This window comes from Microbulbifer regidiadema (SeqCode), from assembly GCF_052467605.1.
The window spans coordinates 3,289,452-3,305,090 of record NZ_CP174316.1 but is presented as its reverse complement, the minus strand read 5'-3'; the positions used below and the strand labels follow the sequence as shown (position 1 = coordinate 3,305,090).

Sequence of the window (15,639 nt, the reverse complement as noted above, 5' to 3'; positions counted from 1 at the left end):
GGCCAGAGTTTGGCCGGTTTTTTTATTCACAATTGAGTTTATCCTGCTGATAAATAAAGGCGCTCGCTATTTCCAGAGAGACTCGCGCAAAGTCCCAAAAGGTTTTTGTCTTTCGATTGATATTGACCGCAACAGAAAGCTGATACTCCGGTATTATCATTAACCAGCTCTGACTGCCGCGACTCACTCCGCCGTGGTTGGCCACTCTCGTTAATCCCACCTCGGGGATTTCTACTTCAGTCACCCGCCAACCCAAAGCATAATTTTGTTCATTCACTTCACCACTGGCCAATTTTTGTGGCGCCCAGTCTCACCAGGTCACTGAGGGTGGAGATAAAGCCTGTTCTGGAGCGGCTAGGTATATCACCCAAGCACTGGTTCTATCTCAACCGGAATTTTGAAAGCCGCTTTAAAGGCTTGGTGGGATCGGTAGAGGTTGTACAGCAAGTTTGTGCTCAATTCGATAAACGCTGGGTACACGGCATAAACGACTGTCGGCGCCTCCTCTCAGCTACGTCCTGCTAACCTACCCCGGCCTCAAGTACTCAACAGCACGATTACCGCCCTTTTATCCAAAAGCAGCGATCCCCAAAACCTAACCAGCAATTCCCAGCATTTCAACTCCTTTACTTGTAAATCAAAGAGAAAGAGCCGCCAGGGAGGGCGCTAGCTCTATTGCCGACACCACCCTTCAGTCTTTGGCTGTCCTAGATCTTCGGCGTCCTAGATCTTCGGCAATGTTGCTGGCATCGCTTTCCAATCCGCTTTCCAATCTGTGGGTGTCCAGTTTTGTGCTAGAACTGGAAGTCTATGGATGTCCAGAAAAATAATGGGTGTCCAGAAAAATACTTGATCATTAATCATTGGTTACGATGTCAATAGAAATATTCAGTCGCCCGCATTCCGTTAATAACTTAGGGGGGAAGTTTATATCTAGTTGATCATCTTCGATCCATAACTCTATAAAGACCCATACCTTAAGCTGATTATTTTTTAAAGTTTTAAATAAGCTAGACTCTTGTGTTTTAAGCCAGTCAGTAAATTTATCTATTCCAAAAGCTAAGGCCTGTTCAAAAGCTGCATCTGGATCTTTTTGGTCGTGATAGTTGGATAGCTCATCTTCGATGAAGACTATTATAGATGATAAGCCTGCGACTCTGTTGTAAATAACTCCCTTAATGTCAGGGCTATCTATGCTGTTTAATTTATCGACAAAGTCAGATTTTCTGACTTTTCTACCATCAAGATAGTTTGCAGCCAATCCAATATTTGCATTAACTATTGCCATTAAATTGATCCCTCAGTTAATCCTGGACACCCACCAAACAGAAATTATAAACCGCCAATCCTATTGACAAAAGATTGAAACCCCACAAAATACTGGATATTAATACAGGCAAATGCGCGTGCAGCCGATGACTCTACCGCGAAGCACCCAGATATCTCTTGATGCCGCTCAATCTTTGGCTGTCCTAGATCTTGGTCCATATACGCTCAGTGAGCGTTCTATGATATCTGGTGTAGGGTGAGTGAGCAGCCTGATAGAAAATCTTAAATTATAGTAGTTCAGACACTCACAATAATTCAACTCCAAAAACAAATCAATTGAGGACGCCCAGGATTATTTTCCTGATCCGTGAAAATTCAGACCTATTTTACCCCCAACCAAACACTTACCACACAAAACCAAGGCTTCAAATAATACAGTATTCTACTTCTATAGCACTTTAGGTATATTCACAGATTTTCCTTTTATACGATCTATAAGTTCAAACAATTCTGAATCTACACCTGATACGCAAGACTTACAAAATATAACCAGATCTTTATCCACCCCAGCAATGATTCCTCTATAGTCTAAATCCTTATCAGATTCCATATTACTTTAATAACCTATTATTTGAGAAAAATAAAATATAGCTAAGGGTTTTAAACTTAATTTATTTAAACAGGCACCATATAAAGAGAGTTAACACATATAAACAAAGAAAGCTTATTTGTTAGCAACTAAGTCCTTCACCAATACAATAGCCCGGAGAGTCTTATGGTAATAATTCAATTGACGCAGCTTCAGTGCTCTCATTGACTCGACAGCCAGGGGGCTGAATTTTTTGAGAACTCCAATAAAACTGTACTTCTCCCTGAGCTTCATCTTTAGCGGTAATTTTGCTCCTGCACCGTTTTGCATGATAAAGGGCATTGCGAATCGGATCACTATCACAACTCTTATTCCTGGAACCAGCATAGCAATCATCTACTTACTGGGAGTATGGGCCTTTCTCGTGGGATTTGGGGAAATTTTCGGTCTCATTCATTGGGCGATGATCAACTATAGACGCAAACTTGGTTTCCCCCCTCCAAGGATCGGTATTATTGACTCAACCGTCAGGTACGGGCGTACCGCCTTTTCTAGTTTTAAGTACTTTGGGACAGGGTGGCATAAAGTTGCTCCACTCTGCTCTTCTATAAGATTCAGGGGGTCGATGCATCTAATCTGACAGTGGGAGCGTCAAATACAGAATCAACCATCTTAGCTTATAGCTTAAGTCTTGATAGAAAACTGATAAATCGCACTTCATTGATTAAGAAGGTCAAATATGAAATTTACCCACAGATGGTTATCCAGTTTCGTACTTATTTGTACAATGCCTATCCTGCTAGGTTTTACTCATAACTCGGCATTCGCACAAGATGCTTGTGAACTTACAAAAAGTTCAGCTGAAAACTGGATAGTTCGTACGCCATTTGAGGTTATCGATGGTCGTATCTACGTACAAGTAAGCGTTAACGGGAGCGGCCCATTTCGCTTTGCTGTTGATACAGGTGCTAGTGGCATGGGACGTGCTGATTCCAGCCTCGTCAGTAAACTTGGTTTAACTATTGAGTCCCAGAGAAATAACTCTGATGGGATCACAGTTACTAAAACTGACGTTACCCAATTTGATTCTCTCCAGGTTGACAAGCTTGTTCGTAATAACATTAAAGTTTTGACGCGGGACTATAGTAGCAATAAACCACCCAAAGAAAAATTCTTCGGGATCGTTGGGAGAGATTTCTTTGAAGATGGTTTAGTAATAATAGACTACCCAACAAAAATGCTATATTTCACGACGCTACTTACATTGTCACAAGAAGAGGGAATTCTTCAATATGAGCGTGCCTTTCGTATTCCGGTATCCATCGGTAGCTTACAAACAACAGGGAATTTGGATACGGGAGCAAACGTGACTTTCGTGCTGCCTCAGTCCATGTACACAAAACTAAGCAGCAAAGCAACAGAGAAAACTGCTGTAGGAACACTTTCAAATACAAAAATTCGAATGGAGAGGGCCAGCATTCATGGACCTCTCAAAATGGGGAACGTTACAGCTTCTGACATCGAAGTACTTATTTCCGAGCGTTACCCAGAACTGCTCATAGGTGCACACGCTCTTCAGGATATGACTATTTTGATTGATCAAAGGTCAAAGTTAGTTGCACTTTGCCAACAATGAGGAAAATTGAGTTGTCAGCTAATGTCGCTTCAGGTGAAAACTTACACTCCTTACCAGATGAACTACACGGTATTTCATCTGCCAGTGAGCAATCAGCTGGGCTTGTACACAGCTATTTTTGCATGGATCGATACGTACGAAGTATACACCCTACCCTTACCTGATCGGTTCGGATTAATTCCAAACACACTAGATTTACCTTAAACCAACAAAAATTATAAGCCCCCGTATAGTGGTTGGCATGATGAAAGCCCCCTTTGGGGGCAGATCCTATTCGCTTATAGATCCAAGATGAATTCTCGTAGATTAATAGCGAAATCACCCCAACTTTCTCCATCAAGTCCTCGGCTCTATTTACGACTGATGCTCTATAGGCACTCGCAAAATACATCCATCTCTGCAGCCTTCCCTGGTACCCAACAAAGCCAGCGATATCAAGTTAGATTTTCGGAGTTAAATACTGAGCCTGTATCTTTCCCTGTCAACGCTTAACGCTGACCGCTACGGAACAACGCTCATGACTTGGAGTCCCAGCGGTTTGCTAAACCTTACCGGGCAGAGTGCCTTCACCTCCAATCTTCTTCCAATTTAGCTCGGCGCCCTAGGTGCCCAGAACTGTTCCGCTACTGCTGAATATTCAACGGAATAAACCCTTCCGGCACATCATAATCATTCATTATTATATCCTAATATCTTCGATAACAATCCCATTCATTTGGGTCAATATAATTATCATCTTCATAACTTTCACATTCTACTAATATCTTATTTCCATCTGGATCGACAATCATCCCAGAGTACCCCCCCGGTGTCATTGCAATCACCTTAAATACAACCCCCTTATCCATTAGTTCTTTACAATAACTAAGAAAACCATCTTTCAGTTCACACCTAAAATAACAATAGCTTTCAAGCGGGAGAATTTTCTTGATCTGTGGCCGTATTCTAACTTCATCATAGCCAGAGATATTCAGTTTAAAACCATAATCATCTTCAGAAAAACCCATTTTATTCTCATAAAAATCCTTGGAAGCATCTATATCCCTTGTAGGAATATAAGAAATAAACATAGAATTCATCCTTTCTCTTTACAACCTTTTATAGATTTCGCAGGGGGCCTTGTACTTTCTGGGGCCGCCGCCCGCGCATCTGCAACTCTTTTTCTAGGCGCTCTATGCACCTTAGCCCCCAAACTTTCTATTCTTTCCTTTTCTATGTTAATCCTGGACACCCACCATATAGAAAGTATAAACCGCCATCCCTATTGACAAAAGATTGAAACCCTACAAAATACTGTATGTTTATACATTCAAATGCGCGTGCAGCCGATGACTCTACCGCGAAGCACCCAGATATCTCTTGATGCAACACCGTACTATCACTGTGTCTCCCGCTGTGTACGGCGTGCATTTCTTTGTGGCAGAGATAGTGAATCCGGAAAAGATTACGAGCATCGGCGCGAATGGATTGAAAGCCGTATGCATAAGTTAGCCGAGGTGTTTGCGCTAGATATTGCCGCCTATGCAGTAATGAGTAATCACTACCATATTGTGCTCTATATCGACACAAAATCGGCTAACAAGTGGTCTCTTACAGAGGTAATTACTCGCTGGAAAAAACTCTTCAAAGCCTCTAGCTTGGCCCAGCGCTATCTTCAGGGTGATACCCTCGATCACGCTGAGGAAGACAGGCTAAAAGAGGTCGTTTCCCTATGGCGGGAGCGTCTAATGGATATCAGCTGGTTTATGCGCTGTTTAAACGAATCTATCGCCCGTCGGGCCAATGCTGAAGACAACTGTACCGGCCGTTTTTGGGAAGGCCGGTTTAAGTCTCAGGCTTTACTGGATGAAAGAGCACTCGCCGCCTGTATGGCTTATGTAGACCTTAACCCCATCCGTGCCAATATTGCCAAGACACCTGAAAAGTCTGATTACACTTCGATTCAACAACGTATTCGTACGGCTGTCTCAGGTAAGCAGCCCAAAAATCTACTTCCGTTTGTCGGCGGTGAGCGTTTGAATATGCCGAAAGGGCTACCTTTCCAGTTGGATCACTATTTGGAGCTAGTGGACTGGAGCGGCCGGCATTTAGACCCCAGAAAACGGGGTTGTATTGCCGAAAACACGCCGCCTATTCTGGAGCGGCTCGGTATTTCACCCAAGCACTGGCTCTATCTCAGCCGGAACTTTGAAAGCCGCTTTAAAGGCTTGGTGGGATCGGTAGAGGTTGTACAAAAAGTTTGTGCTCAACTCGATAAACGCTGGGTACGCGGTATAAGCGACTGCCGGCGCCTCCTCTCAGCTACGCCCTGCTAACCTACCCCGGCCTCAAGTACTCAATAGCACGATTACCGACCTTTTATCCAAAAGCAGCGATCTCCAAAACCTAACCAGCAATTCCCAGCATTTCAACTCCTTTACTTGTAAATCAAAGAGAAAGAGCCGCCAGAGAGGGGGCTAGCTCTATTGCCGACACCACCCTTCAGTCTTTGGCTGTCCTAGATCTTCGCTCCCCTAGATCTTCGCTCTATATTTTTTCAACCTTTGCGTTTAACAAGTCAAATATTGTTATATCTATACTGTCGATATCTCCAACTTCATCTTGAAATACAATCAACTCCTCATCTTCAGGGTTTATCAACAAATCCCACCCGTCAGTGCTAACCGCAAATTTGAGTAAATTATTGTTGGGGTTAAAACGGTTAGACCAGCAATCGTTAAATAAATATTGAACGCTCAATAAAAATCTATCATGGCTAGAATGGAAAGATGCAGGGAGAGTATCTTTTTCACTAAAACGGCTCAGAAACTCAACCATAGCCTCTGGCTTTTTTCCCTCAAAACTACTACTACTCATTTATAAATCCTCACTGTGACGGTATAGGAAAAGCCCTTTCCAATCTGTGGGTGTCCAGTTTCGTGAGGTGGGTGTCCAGTTTCGTGAGTTTTAGGAGGGCTTAAATCGTCTCAACAACCTTTCTACATCCTCGTAGCTAGTTTCACAAGATTGACTAATCCGAGATAACAACCACTCAATACGTGGCTTGTATTCCGGTGTCAACTCATAACCAGAATCCTCTATCGCACAAGCAGCTACAACAGCAACCTCTTTTTCTTCATCTAAAAGCAGCAATTGAGCTAACAACTCCATACAACGCTTACTTTCGGACTCATATAACGCTTCTGCACAACGAACACGCCAATACTTAGGTTTGCCTTTTATAGATTTTGTCAACTCACCCCAGGCTTTATCGTCAAGTTCATCTAATGCTGCTGCAGCAAGCTCGACGCTATACTCTTGCCAACCACTGTCTTTGGAGCCAATGGACTTATCTATATTTTCAAGCATCTTGAAACTTTCTTTAGGGCTATGGTATAGCTTTTCCACCAGTAGGAAGTGATGACGTTACAACACCGTTGTCTTTAAGAACTTGCCACTCAACACCATCAATTATCTTAATGTGAGAAGTAGTTTTAATACCATTTAACTCTCTTAAGACTACTCCAGGTGTAGCAGCTGTTTGTCTACCGGCATCAAGTATTTGCGCATTAGACCACGTTGGTGGTGCAATCGTATGTATATTGGGAGACTTTTGAGCAGACCAACCAATATTGCCATCTTTGCGTTGCAATATCATCTTAAAGCCGGTAACTGAAACTGTACCATCTGGATTTTGAATCCTCACCGCATCCATTTTATAGCTAGAAGAGTTCAACACATCTGGTGAGTGGCCACCGATGGGCGAGTTCTTATTAGGCTATATTTTGGTATCAATTGCGCTTAAAGGCCCTATAAAATTCGCATCACCCGGAGCTGCAGCCTTGTTTGGAATATTAAACTAACCTAGCAACCACTTCCTTGAAAGCCTTATTTTCAGCCGGTTCCCCCTCAAATAAATTGCCCCAAAATCCAGGCACCATAAACTCTTTTGGGCCAGAGCGGAAAGTTCCGCTCTGTGTTGTTTCTGAGATCCAATCGTCGTCTGGACCGGACTCAACCTCAAATAATACAGCTTCAAAGAGCATTGGTTTTTGAGAAATATCATCTCCGATGATTCTATAGAGCTTTTCTTGGTCCTGCGGCTTTTCAATAAAAACCGCAGTATAAACCTGTCCAACCGTTAGCCAATCATTTCTGTCAACCGACTTTCCTGTTGCCTTATCAATCAAATTTAGACACTTAACTTTCATTTCTAATTCCTAGTATGAACGTGGCTTTCCATCCAATGTATGACTCTGCTTAGTTGGGTGTAACCCCTCGCTAACTCGCCAATCTCTGAGATCTTTACCCCAGTCGCCATCATGATTGAAAACAGACTTATAGTCGAAATCAAATTCATTCAAATCCAGTTTTTCATTCCGATAAAAATGAACTTGGAATGGTCCTGATGGACTATCAACTGACGGAGTCGAAAACTTAGCCCAGTCATTTAGTTCACCACCTAGGCTATGCTTAATCCTGGACACCCACCATATAGAAAGTATAAACCCCCATCCCTATTGACAAAAGATTGAAACCCCACAGAATACTGGATATTTATACACATAAATGCGCGTGTAACCGATGACTCTACCGCGAAGCACCCAGATATCTCTTGATGCAACACCGTACTATCACTGTGTCTCCCGCTGTGTACGGCGTGCATTTCTCTGTGGCAGAGATAGTGAATCCGGAAAAGATTACGAGCATCGGCGCGAATGGATTGAAAGCCGTATGCATAAATTAGCCGAGGTGTTTGCGCTAGATATTGCCGCCTATGCAGTAATGAGTAATCACTACCATATAGTGCTCTATATCAACACAAAATCGGCTAACAAGTGGTCTCTTACAGAGGTAATTACTCGCTGGAAAAAACTCTTCAAAGCCTCTAGCTTGGCCCAGCGCTATCTTCAGGGTGATACCCTCGATCACGCTGAGGAAGACAGGCTAAAAGAGGTCGTTTCCCTATGGCGGGAGCGTCTAATGGATATCAGCTGGTTTATGCGCTGCTTAAACGAGTCTATCGCCCGTCAGGCCAATGCTGAAGACAACTGTACCGGCCGCTTTTGGGAGGGGCGGTTTAAGTCTCAGGCTTTACTGGATGAAGGAGCCCTCGCCGCCTGTATGGCTTATGTAGACCTTAACCCCATCCGTGCCAATATTGCCAAAACACCTGAAGAGTCTGATTACACTTCGATTCAACAGCGTATTCGTGCGGCAGTCTCAGGTAAGCAGCCCAAAAATCTACTTCCGTTTGTCGGCGGTGAGCGTTTGAATATGCCGAAAGGGCTACCTTTCCAGTTGGATCACTATTTGGAGCTAGTGGACTGGAGCGGCCGGCATTTAGACCCAAGAAAACGGGGTTGTATTGCCGAAAACATACCTCCTATTCTGGAGCGACTCGGCATTTCACCCAAGCACTGGCTCTATCTCAGCCGGAACTTTGAAAGCCGCTTTAAAGGCTTGGTGGGATCGGTAGAGGTTGTACAAAAAGTTTGTGCTCAACTCGATAAACGCTGGGTACACGGTATAAGCGACTGCCGGCGCCTCCTCTCAGCTACGCCCTGCTAACCTACCCCGGCCTCAAGTACTCAATAGCACGATTACCGACCTTTTATCCAAAAGCAGCGATCTCCAAAACCTAACCAGCAATTCCCAGAATTTCAACTCCTTTACTTGTAAATCAAAGAGAAAGAGCCGCCAGAGAGGGGGCTAGCTCTATTGCCGACACCACCCTTCAGTCTTTGGCTGTCCTAGATCTTCGGCAATGTTGCTGGCATCGCTTTCCAATCTGTGGGTGTCCAGTTTCGTGGCGTTTACCTGTAAACCAAAGAGAAAGAGCCGCCGGAGAGGGGACTAGCTCTATTGCCAGCACCACCCTTCAGTCTTTGGCTGTCCTAGATCTTCTAGATCTTCCCTAGATCTTCGACGAGATTGAAGGCTCCAATCTATGGGCGCCGAGAACTTGTCCCTTGGATGCTCTAGATTCCCTAATTATTGAATATCATTAAGCCTATTTCGCAGCCTTACACAAAACGCTATTCCCTACAAATTTGTTTCCTACGGCCCAATAATGGTTATTGTTTCTCGTTAGCCATAGGTTGAAACCCGGCCTAAAGAAGTTCTTCTTATGCAAGAGAGATTCATCAATAAAATCTTCCAAAAAAAATGCAGAAACAGTTACCCACTTAGACTTCTCCAAAGACCAGTCATATAGAAGCCACAAGGAATCGTCATTTGGCAACTCATTCAACAGGAACTCGCCAATAGCTCCATACACGTACTTATGGAGTAAGTTTTCTCCAGGCGCAAACTGCTCGAGCGATTCAGCAATGCTAATATCATCTATAGCCAGAATGAATTTAATAGCTTTTTCGTCTTCATTCTCATCCATGATATCAACTATTGATTTTAGGTGATCTCTAACTAAGCCACATAATTCATTGTCAGATATCAGTTTTTTACTTTCCTTTCCGTTTAAAATCTCCTGATACTTTTTATATAAAGATTTTCCATTTGGGTATAAAAATAACGCTTCTTTAGCAGCCTCGCTCGGTAGTTTTTCAAAATAACATTTTCTGTAAGGGCAGTTATCGTCGGAGAGGTCTAGACCAGCCTGTTCAGCTTCGGGTAAATATCTTTTCAGGATATTTTCTAATTCATTTATTAAGTTGCTCATTCTAAAGCCTAAATATCTTTTGGTGGTTTAATCAATAATGTTAACTTGCCAGCGATCATTAAGTTCACTTAGCTCCTCATCAAACTCTTTTAGTGATGAGCTATTGTCAATTGCTTGATCAAGTTCTTTATGGTATCTGGTTGAACCTGGCGCTGTTACATCGCCAGTAGTATCATTAATAATACGATGCCCTCCAGGTTGCCCTCGAAGTTGGTGGTCGATATCTGACGGTATTATCCATCGCAACTTTTCTGTTGAGACGGCATAATCAACATGAACTTGTTGAGCAGTAACCCCCCACTCTTTCCATTTAGGGGCTCTTGAAACCATAAGAAACTCATGCATCCCTCCATCAGCTCTTAATCCACTTTCAATTTTTCTGCGAATTTTTTTATCAGAATTATATAAGTACTGAATTTCTTCTGGAGTTCGAGCATCAAACCATTCGTTAAAATTTCCACTCTTGTATGTAGGTATATCTTTTGCTGTAATTTTAGTGACATCATAAATTTTTTGTACTTGCGGACCAGCAACAGAGTTAACATATCTATTCGTATTTTCTTTTGCCGCCGTCAACCCTAAAGGATCAACCCACTCAAGCGGATTGGGTGCATACTGATAGCTATTCGACCCACCCAACAATCCAACCGGGTCCTGCTGCGTAAACTCCCCAACTTCTGGATCATAATACCTAAACCGATTGTAGTGCAGCCCGGTCTCTTCGTCGAAGTACTGCCCTTGGAAGCGAATCGGCTGTTCTATCTGGTTCTTGTGGGCCAGGGCAATATTGCCATAGCTCTGATAGGCAACACTCCATACCACTTCACCTTCCTGATTGGTAAGGGTATCAGGCGTACCCAGATGGTCCAGGTGGTAGTGGCAAACCTGCTCTTTCTCTTCTTTGCCATCCTTTAGTGCAACCGGCTTGAAAGTACCCGGTTCAAAGTAGTAGGTCCGAGTATTTAGGTCTTGCCGGGTGTGGATATCAGTTTTACTTTCACGAAGCAGGACATTGCCATCCCATAGGAAGTTGGTGTATTCACTGTTGCTGCTTTTACCAATACGACGGCCTAGCGGGTCGTACTGGTAGTGAATCTCCTGCTGAAGCTGTTCTATCCCTTCTTCCAGTTTGAGCTTTTCTACCCGCACCAACTGTTGGCGATAGTTGTAGTGATAGCGGGTTTGCAGTTTCTGCCCTTTACCGCGTAGTTCGGCAATGCGGTTGCCGTGAATATCGTAGCGGTAGTGGGTATCGCCACGGAAGGCTAAGCGATTGCCTTTAACTTGAGTGGCACTGGCTTGCTGTTTCGCTCCATCCTTTGAGTTGGCGGCGGCGAGAATATTATGTGCAGGGTCGTGTACAAAATACTCGGGGTTGGGGCCATCTACCTGGGTGAGGCGATCCAGGGCGTCGTAGTGGTAGCTACGCGTGCCACGCAGGCTATCCTCAATCTTGGCGATCTGACCGGCTTTGTTGTACTGGTAGTTGCGCTCCAGGATTGAGCTTGGCGCAGTAGGGTCTGATACTGGGTTATTAGATTTACCCAGGCGCAACTTTTGCAGCCGCCCCTGAGGATCATAATCCCGCTGACTCTCCAACCCATTGCCGTGCTGGCGCTGACTCTCCCGGCCCTGTTCATCGTGACTGATGCTGGTGATCAGCTGATCGGTGTCACCACCCACTGGGCGGCGGTGCAGGCTCTGGAATTGGCCGGCGGGGTTGAAGGCGAAGTTGAGCACTTCGCCATCGGGCAAGGTTGTGGCGATACGGTTGCCGGCGGCATCGTATTGATGGGTAAGCTTCTCTTTGCCCTGCCAGTCCGCAGTGACGCGGCCATTGGCATCGTACTCCCAGCGCAGTTTGCGCTGGCTATTTTCCGCTTCGATTAACTGGCCGCTGCGGTTGTAGCGGAAATTGGTAATCCCATCTGGAGTCACTTCCTCCAGCATACGACCGAAAGGATCGCGTTCAAAAATCGTATCGATACCCTTGCCAGTATCAGGATCAGTTACCGCTCTTGAGGCGATCAGATGGCCGGCGCGGTTATAGGCGTAGCGGGTTACGCGGCCGTCGAAGCCCACTTCTTCAATCAGGCGTTCGTTGAGGTCGTATTTAAGCTGGTAGCGCTCGCCATTTTCATTGGTGAGTCCGATTAAGTTGCGCTCACCATCGTAGTGGTACTCCAGGCGGCTGCCATCTGGGTTGGTGCGCGCCTTAACCTGGCTGAGCCCGTCGTAGGCGTAGCAGGTGCTGCGGCCTTCGGAGTCAGTAATTTCGGCAAGCAATCCTTGGGCGTTGTAGCTGTACTGGGTGCGGGCACCATCTGGGGTAATAACCGCATGGATACGATCTTGGCTGTCGTATTCGTAGCGGGTGACTTGGCCGGGGGCGTGTTGTACTTCTTGCAGGCGGCGGGCCATATCATAGCGATAGTGCTGGCTGCGGCCCATGGGGTCTTGGATTGCTGCGAGCCGACCTTCCGGGTTCCACAGGTAGCGGGTGGCATTGCCGAGGGGGTCGGTAACACTGCCGATCAGGCCGACCGGGTTATAGCTGTAGCGGGTGCTGTTGCCGAGGGCATCGGTGGTGGCGACGATCTGGCCGTTTTTGTTGTATTCGCGCTGCCAGGTATTGCCAGATGGGTCGGTGACTTTGCCAGGCAAGCCTTCGCTGTTGTATTCAATGCGGTGGCTATTGCCGGCGGCATCGGTCTTTTGGGTCAGGCGCCCCTGATTGTCGTACTGATAGACCTCTTCACGCAGGCTGCCATCATCGCTGGGCAGCTGGACCTTGGTCACCTGGCCCAGTTCGTTGTAGCTGTAGAGGGTCTCTGCGCCTTCGGGGTCGCGGTGATAAATGGGTAGGGCGCGCTCATTAAAACGGTAGCGTTCCTGCCCGCCACGGGTATCGGTCACCGTAACTCCGTGGCCATCCTCGTCCCAGGCAAACGTATAGTTGTAGGTAGCCTGACCATTGATGGGATCGCCCCACTGGCGTATACAGCGGGCCGAGGGACCCTCTCTATCCCATTCAAAGTAAAAGCGGTAGCCGGTTTTTAAAGTGCGCTTAGTAATAACATGCTGGTGATATTCATAGTGCTCACTGTAGCCATCCACATCGGTGGCTTTTATCAGGTCGCCTTCGTCACTGTATTCGTACTGAGCCAGTATTTTAATGCGGCCATCGCGAGTTTCTTTCTTTAGCTCACCCATGCGCAGGCTGTTGCGCTGCCCTTCCGGTGGGCTGATATGTAGGGCTTCGCCGAGACTGCTCTCGATACAAATCAGGCGTTCGCCGATATAGTGGAACAGGTAGTAGTTACCGTAGCCATCGCGAATTTCAGAGAGTTTTAGAGTGCCACTCTCGCCTATCGCTTTAAAGTGTTTTTGTACGCCATTTAAGGCGCCGTAGGGGCTTAGCACCCAGTGCTCATCGCTTACTTGGGTGAGGGAGAGTTTTTCCACCACATTGTGGCTGCGCCCGCTATTGCCCGGTGTCGGCAAACTAATTACCCGACCCTCGGCATCATAAAACTTTACGGTTTTATTACCCGGGACCAGGCGCTCGTTTAAGGTGTGCGCCCAGCCATGGCCTAATCCAAAATCCTCACTATTACTGCTGCGATAAGATCGAGTCAGGGTTAATGGCAGCGGGCCATCCAGCACCGCATCTACCAGGGATAAAAACTCCTCCCCGGTTTTTAAGTTGATTGGATCACCGCTGTGACGGGAGTTATCTGCACAGGGTACAGCCTCACCTGCCGGCGTCTGTCCCACTGTAGCAGTTGCGTTGTCAGGCTCGTTGCTATCGTTCGCTTGACTATTCTGGGTACTATTTGAATTACTGCTGGCGCTACTGTCGGAATTGCTATTGTTTTGATTACTGCTGGAACCACTAGAACTGCTAGAGCTGGAACTACTGGAAGACGGGCCGCTGGAACTCTCAGGTACCGCAGCCTCAGAGGAGCTAAAGTCGGAAAAGCTGGCGCTGCCGCCCTTAGCACCGCTTTCCTTGGCGGCCAGCAGCCGCTGTTTTTTCAGCTTGGCTAAATCCAACATTAGCTCGCCGACATTTTTAAAGGACTTCAGCAGGCGTGCATTTTTAACCATCGCCGCAGCCGCACCGACACCCCCGGTAACGGCGGCAAGAACAATCGTGAGAATAATCTCAAAGGCACCACCACCAGCCATTTCGGTTATTTCCAGGCTGTGCTGGGCTTTTACATAATCCTGGGCAAAGCGGAAAATAATATCGCGCAGAGCCGGGTCATCGTAAATAAGCTGGGTAACATCCAGAGCCAGTTCCAGCTGCTGCCGGGTGATCGCGGAGGGATCAAAGCCGAGAACATCGACGATTTCCCGTTGCAAGGCAGTGACATACTCCCGGTTAGACTCTTCGAAGCTCTTGTCATGTAGGAAGTAGTTCGCTGTGGCAACCCCCAGCCTATGGGATTGGCGGATGGAATTGAGCATCAGCGCTACTTCAAGCACATCTTTAGTCCATACCGCCAGGCCCCAGGCGGCATTGCCCAAACCTGTGGCCCCGCTTTCAATATAGGCGCCCACTTTTTCCAGAGTGGAGCGCTGTTCGTGTTGCCGCTGGATCTGGGCCGCTTCGGCGCGCTCTTGGGCGATAATTTGCTGTAACCCCAGACGGATTTTAACGATTAAGTCCGCCGGCTGGTTTTCCTGTGCCGCAATAGCAGCGGGCGCCTGTTCGATAATCAGGCGGCTCTGTACCAGGGCGCGATAAATTTCCCGCGCATGAATGGATAAATAGCTCGGGGGCTCGGATGCAGGCCCTGAAAAAGGCGTGCCTGAGTTACTGGCTTGGAAACCGCTACTGAGTGGAAAAAAGTGTGTGTAAATCTTCTCAATGGCGACATCGTCAAACATTGAAAGTAAATGGCTGGCATCGATCGGCATCGGGAACGCGCTTGAACCTCCCCCCGCTATTCTGATTTCGTAGAGGATGCCTTGCTTATTTTCAATACGTAACAGCATGATAATTTCTTAAACGTCCGCGCTTAGGGAGAAGCTAACTCGGTTAATAGCGACCAGAGGGCACGAGGTGCGCTCCTGGGCGATGGGTTAATCAAATTGATTGGCCAGGCTCAACAAATGAAACTATCTAGTCACAAATAACTAGCTATTTCAGATAAAGTCGTTCCCGGTTAAATCCTAAATAGCCAGACCTGCTAACACCACGCACAACAGAAAGGGATCATTTAAAGGTGCTGCCTCTATCGAAATAAGAGTGTTTAAGTACTATCGCACCAGTAAAACACTAACGATTAGATTGTTATCCTCATCTCACTGTGGAGAAGTGAAAAATCCCGGTGGTGTTCAATAAAATACGGGGCTGAGATCCATTTGCCAAGACTACCGCAAATTGGCAAAAGAGAGTAGGCAGAAAGCATTAGCGAGAAGGGATCTCAGGGGCTTGAGCTAAAATCTCAATTATTTTAAGTTAATCGTATATATTTT

The 15,639-nt window shown here is 46.1% G+C and carries 14 protein-coding genes; 3 read left to right on the top strand and 11 right to left on the bottom strand.

What is annotated here, in order from left to right:
- Positions 1–22: 22 nt before the first annotated feature.
- From ACJJIF_RS15095 to ACJJIF_RS15080, 4 genes are all read right to left on the bottom strand, one after another.
- Positions 23–277: a hypothetical protein gene (locus ACJJIF_RS15095; RefSeq protein ID WP_444929154.1), complete on the bottom strand. Its 255-nt coding sequence runs from the start codon at positions 275–277 to the stop codon at positions 23–25.
- A gap of 579 nt (positions 278–856) precedes the next feature.
- Complete coding sequence (locus ACJJIF_RS15090) at positions 857–1,288, bottom strand: hypothetical protein (RefSeq protein WP_444929153.1); 432 nt, start codon at positions 1,286–1,288, stop codon at positions 857–859.
- 429 nt (positions 1,289–1,717) lie between these two features.
- Positions 1,718–1,879 (bottom strand): hypothetical protein, encoded by a 162-nt coding sequence (locus tag ACJJIF_RS15085; RefSeq protein WP_444929152.1) that lies wholly within the window; start codon positions 1,877–1,879, stop codon positions 1,718–1,720.
- Positions 1,880–1,993: 114 nt separating this feature from the next.
- A complete protein-coding gene (locus ACJJIF_RS15080; RefSeq protein ID WP_444929151.1) occupies positions 1,994–2,254 on the bottom strand; it encodes a hypothetical protein in 261 nt (86 codons plus the stop codon).
- A 343-nt stretch (positions 2,255–2,597) separates the two neighbouring features.
- Here ACJJIF_RS15080 and ACJJIF_RS15075 point away from each other — a divergent pair, with 343 nt between their 5' ends.
- Complete coding sequence (locus ACJJIF_RS15075) at positions 2,598–3,494, top strand: aspartyl protease family protein (RefSeq protein WP_444929150.1); 897 nt, start codon at positions 2,598–2,600, stop codon at positions 3,492–3,494.
- 686 nt (positions 3,495–4,180) lie between these two features.
- On the opposite strand, the gene ACJJIF_RS15070 is transcribed toward ACJJIF_RS15075, so the two are convergent.
- Positions 4,181–4,573, bottom strand: a complete 393-nt coding sequence (locus tag ACJJIF_RS15070) for a VOC family protein (RefSeq protein ID WP_444929149.1) — start codon at positions 4,571–4,573, stop codon at positions 4,181–4,183.
- Between the two features lie 399 nt (positions 4,574–4,972).
- On the opposite strand from ACJJIF_RS15070, the gene ACJJIF_RS15065 reads away from it, so the two are divergent.
- Positions 4,973–5,809: a transposase gene (locus tag ACJJIF_RS15065; RefSeq protein WP_444929148.1), complete on the top strand. Its 837-nt coding sequence runs from the start codon at positions 4,973–4,975 to the stop codon at positions 5,807–5,809.
- A 211-nt stretch (positions 5,810–6,020) separates the two neighbouring features.
- On the opposite strand, the gene ACJJIF_RS15060 is transcribed toward ACJJIF_RS15065, so the two are convergent.
- From ACJJIF_RS15060 to ACJJIF_RS15045, 4 genes are all read right to left on the bottom strand, one after another.
- On the bottom strand, positions 6,021–6,350 hold the full coding sequence (locus tag ACJJIF_RS15060) for a hypothetical protein (RefSeq protein WP_444929147.1): 330 nt from the start codon (positions 6,348–6,350) through the stop codon (positions 6,021–6,023).
- Between the two features lie 90 nt (positions 6,351–6,440).
- Positions 6,441–6,842, bottom strand: a complete 402-nt coding sequence (locus ACJJIF_RS15055) for a hypothetical protein (RefSeq protein ID WP_444929146.1) — start codon at positions 6,840–6,842, stop codon at positions 6,441–6,443.
- Between the two features lie 19 nt (positions 6,843–6,861).
- Positions 6,862–7,212: a hypothetical protein gene (locus ACJJIF_RS15050; protein WP_444929145.1), complete on the bottom strand. Its 351-nt coding sequence runs from the start codon at positions 7,210–7,212 to the stop codon at positions 6,862–6,864.
- 115 nt (positions 7,213–7,327) lie between these two features.
- Entirely contained in the window at positions 7,328–7,684 is a 357-nt protein-coding gene (locus tag ACJJIF_RS15045; protein WP_444929144.1) for a hypothetical protein, read from the bottom strand.
- A gap of 373 nt (positions 7,685–8,057) precedes the next feature.
- Between ACJJIF_RS15045 and ACJJIF_RS15040 the strand changes: the two genes are divergently transcribed.
- On the top strand, positions 8,058–9,044 hold the full coding sequence (locus tag ACJJIF_RS15040) for a transposase (protein ID WP_444929143.1): 987 nt from the start codon (positions 8,058–8,060) through the stop codon (positions 9,042–9,044).
- 442 nt (positions 9,045–9,486) lie between these two features.
- On the opposite strand, the gene ACJJIF_RS15035 is transcribed toward ACJJIF_RS15040, so the two are convergent.
- Together ACJJIF_RS15035 and ACJJIF_RS15030 are read right to left on the bottom strand one after the other, a co-directional pair.
- Entirely contained in the window at positions 9,487–10,152 is a 666-nt protein-coding gene (locus tag ACJJIF_RS15035; protein ID WP_444929142.1) for a hypothetical protein, read from the bottom strand.
- A gap of 27 nt (positions 10,153–10,179) precedes the next feature.
- Positions 10,180–15,156, bottom strand: a complete 4,977-nt coding sequence (locus ACJJIF_RS15030) for an RHS repeat-associated core domain-containing protein (protein WP_444929141.1) — start codon at positions 15,154–15,156, stop codon at positions 10,180–10,182.
- Between the last annotated feature and the right edge of the window lie 483 nt (positions 15,157–15,639).